Below are 3,413 nucleotides of genomic sequence, written 5' to 3'. Positions count from 1 at the left end.
CCTCGATTGCGACCAGAATCGACCGTATCAGCCGGACCCGAGAGACGAAAATTTCCCGACGCCGGTCAGAAGAAGCTCATTTTCAACGCGGCACTGACGGTGAAGCCATCGAGGCGATCGTTCAGGCGATCCGCCCCTCCGATGAAACGATAGCCGCCTCCGAAGCCGAGACGGAATCGTTCGCTGAATCTACCCGACAAACTTGTAACCCAATCGGTGCACGGTAACGATGAACTGTGGCCGGGAGGGGTTGGGCTCGATCTTTTGGCGCAAGCCGGATACGTGCACGTCGACCGTTCGCGAGAAGGGCATCAGCTCGTAACCCCAAACCTGGCGTAGGAGCTCGTCCCGGCTCAGGGTCGCCCCGCGATTCTCGATGAAGTACTTGAGCAGCTTGAACTCCAGCGCCGACACCTCGATGACCTTCCCCTTCCTCAGGACCTCGACGCGGCGAAAGTCCACTTCGACGTCCGCGAAGCTGTACCGCTCTGCCGCCGACGCGTCGACCGGCACCGTCCGTCTCAGAAGCGCTTCGACCCGCGCCGTCAGCTCCATCATGTCAAACGGCTTGGTGAGGTAGTCGTCACCGCCGAGCTTGAGGCCAACGACCTTGTCGGCCACCTCCCCGCGGGCGGTTAGAAAAAGGATGGGCGTATCGCTTCCCGTCTTCCTGAGCTCGCGACAAACGTCGAAGCCATTCTTGCCTGGCAGCATCACATCGAGAATGACGAGATCGAAAGGCTCGGCGCTTGCTCTCAGAAGCGCTTCGTCTCCCCGGGCGACCGAGGCGACGTGGAAACCCTCCGCTTCGAGACGATCGGTCAAGGTCACTATCAGCCCAGGCTCGTCTTCCACGAGCAGGATTCTCTTGGCACTCACGGAAGCTCTCCTGCGACGCGTGGTGGGTCCATTGCTCGATTGTAGCCGAGAGGAGCACGGCAACGTCCCGGTCGCGTCGTCGCTTTTACATCCTTTACAAAACTCTTGCAGCATCTTGATGACTCGACCCCGGACCGTGGCTAGTATGAGGTGGAAGGAGACGCATAATGAAGCTCACCCGAAGAAGAAACATTCTCCTGGTTGCCTCTGCCGTCCTGACTTCGATGGCCGTCTCGGCGCAGCCGCGTGGACCTCGAGGCCGCGGAGGGTCTCCTGGGGAGCGACATGCCTTCGGACCCATGCGGATGCTCCGCGAGCTCGACCTCACGGAGGAACAACGCCAGCAGGTCAGGACCCTGTTCGAGCAAGCGGCGGAGACGGGTGCCCACAAACGGCTCATGGAGGCGCGTCGCTCTCTCGACGCAGCCGTCGAGAACGGTGAGACCGACGAGGGCGCGATTCGTGAGCTTGGATATCAGGTGGGAGTCGCCGAAGCCGACGCCGCCATCGAACGGGCCCGAGTACGAGCTCAGATCATGGAGCTTCTGACCGAGGAGCAGAAGAACAAGCTGGCCGAGCTCGAACAGCAACGCAGGCAAGAGCGCGAAGAGCGCCGGAAACGCTTCGAGGAGCGACGAACGCGCCAGGGCGACCCTGGAAAAGAGCTCTAGCTCCGCTCACAACAAGAACATCTCACCACTCTGACAGGCTGGAGAAGTACTGGCGCCGGCAACCACGACTCCAACGACCAAGAATAGCGAGGGGCGTTATCATAGCGTCCCTTGGAAGCGTTACGGCTCTCGACCCTCGACCTGCTAATCGTCGTCGTCTACCTCGTTGGCACCACGAGTCTGGGTCTATGGGCAAGCCGTGGCGTGCGCTCGAGCAAGGATTTCTTCCTGGCAGGCAGATCACTCCCCTGGTGGGTTGCGGGGATGTCGCTGGTGGTTTCCGACATCGGCGCCAAGGACATGGTGGGTCTCGCCGGGGATTCCTATCGGTTTGGCGTCGTCATGATGAACTTCGATTTCGTCGGATGCGCCTTCCCCCTGCTGGTGGCAGCGTTTCTCTTCATGCCGTTTTTGTGGAACGCCGGCGTCTATACGATCCCCGAGTATCTGGGCCGACGGTACAACATGACGGTCCGCACCTTCTTTGCCGTCGTCTGGTCGCTGTTCATGATGGGAACCATCGCGACCATCCTGGTGAGTGCCGCGGCGATGTTCGAGGGTTTGCTGGGCTGGAGCTTCTGGGTGTCGGTCGGCATCACCTGCCTCGCAGTCGGCCTCTACACGGCGTCGGGGGGGCTTCGTGCCGTGGTCGTGACCGACGTCGTCTCTTGCGTCGTTCTTCTGCTGGGGGCCGGTGTCATCTGCCTCTACGGGTTGCAGGAAGTCGGCGGCATCGGGGAGATGGTCGACCGAGTGTCCGGCCTGGCATGGACGACGGATCATTTCGACTTGTTGCCGCCGACGACCCACCCGACTTATCCCTGGCCCGCCGTCGTGCTCGGCCTCGGTTTCGTCCTCGGCCCGGCTTACTGGGTTGGAAACCAGGCCATCGTGCAGCGGACGCTGGGCGTGAGGAGCCAGCGCGATGCTCGCGCATCGTACATACTCTGCGCGGTCATCAAGCTCTTTTTTCCGCTTCTCCTGGTGCTTCCCGGCCTCCTCGCCCTAGCTCTCTATTCGGACGAGCTGGGCCGGCCTACGGCTTCGTGGGACGCGAATCGCGTCCTCCCAATGATGGTGGCGCGCCTGGTGCCGAGTGGGGCGCTCGGGTTGCTCATGGGAGCGTTCATCGCCGGGGTCATGGCCAACTTGGATTCCTACATCAACTCTGCCTCGACGCTGCTTGTAACCGATCTCTACCGGCCATTCATCAATCCGTCAGCCTCCGATGCGCGCTCGCTGGTCGTTGGCCGTTTCCTGGTTGTCATGCTTCTCGCCGGAGGAGCCCTGTTGAGTTTTTGGGTCGAGGCACGGTTCGCGTCGGTGTTCGAAGCGTTCCAGACACTGTTGTCGTTCTTCCAGGGGGCCTTGTTCTCCCTTCTCCTGTTCGGCATGCTGACGCGTCGGGCCACGCCGGCTTCGGGGGTGGCGGGCATGCTCGTCGGGGTCGCCACCGCCTTCTGGCTCAACCAAGCGGGCCACCTCTACCTCTGGACCGCATGGTGGTCTTTCGCCGCGACTTCCACGACGATCGTCCTCGTGAGCCTCTTCACGAGGCCGAAGAGCGATGCCGACCTTCGCGGTCTCGTCTGCTGGGTACGATGACATGGGGCTCGCGGCGGTCATCGTCATCCTCATCTACGCGGCGACGCTCGCCATGATCGTTCTGTTGCCCGAGGAGCTTCTCGGTGAGAAATCGGGATGGGCGCGCTTCTGGGCGTCCTTCGTCGCGATCGTGCAGATGCTGGTGTACGCCCTGTGGGGCTGAAGGGACGATGCCCCCGGTCAGCCGCCGGCCGTCACCGTCAACAGGAACGTATCCGTGGCGACGTCCGTCCCGTCGCCTACGGTGATCGTAATGGT

General features: G+C 62.1%; 5 protein-coding genes. 3 read left to right on the top strand and 2 right to left on the bottom strand.

What is annotated here, in order from left to right:
* Positions 1–65: 65 nt before the first annotated feature.
* Both VEK15_23965 and VEK15_23960 read right to left on the bottom strand, forming a co-directional pair.
* Positions 66–200, bottom strand: a complete 135-nt coding sequence (locus tag VEK15_23965; GenBank protein ID HXV63778.1) for a hypothetical protein — start codon at positions 198–200, stop codon at positions 66–68.
* Complete coding sequence (locus tag VEK15_23960) at positions 190–879, bottom strand: response regulator transcription factor (protein ID HXV63777.1); 690 nt, start codon at positions 877–879, stop codon at positions 190–192. Before VEK15_23960 ends, VEK15_23965 begins: the two co-directional genes overlap by 11 nt.
* A gap of 167 nt (positions 880–1,046) precedes the next feature.
* Here VEK15_23960 and VEK15_23955 point away from each other — a divergent pair, with 167 nt between their 5' ends.
* The 3 genes from VEK15_23955 to VEK15_23945 all read left to right on the top strand — a co-directional run bounded on the left by VEK15_23955 (position 1,047) and on the right by VEK15_23945 (position 3,318).
* Positions 1,047–1,550, top strand: coding sequence for a Spy/CpxP family protein refolding chaperone (locus VEK15_23955; GenBank protein HXV63776.1), 504 nt, complete (start codon positions 1,047–1,049; stop codon positions 1,548–1,550).
* Between the two features lie 111 nt (positions 1,551–1,661).
* Positions 1,662–3,155 (top strand): sodium/solute symporter, encoded by a 1,494-nt coding sequence (locus VEK15_23950; GenBank protein HXV63775.1) that lies wholly within the window; start codon positions 1,662–1,664, stop codon positions 3,153–3,155.
* Entirely contained in the window at positions 3,118–3,318 is a 201-nt protein-coding gene (locus VEK15_23945) for a hypothetical protein (GenBank protein HXV63774.1), read from the top strand. The genes VEK15_23950 and VEK15_23945 overlap by 38 nt, the downstream gene beginning before the upstream one ends.
* Positions 3,319–3,413: the final 95 nt, after the last annotated feature.

This window comes from Vicinamibacteria bacterium (assembly GCA_035620555.1).
In the GTDB taxonomy this organism is placed as follows: Bacteria; Acidobacteriota; Vicinamibacteria; order Marinacidobacterales; family SMYC01; genus DASPGQ01.
The sequence above is the reverse complement of the archived record's forward strand: the minus strand, read 5'-3'. Positions and strand labels throughout refer to the sequence as shown.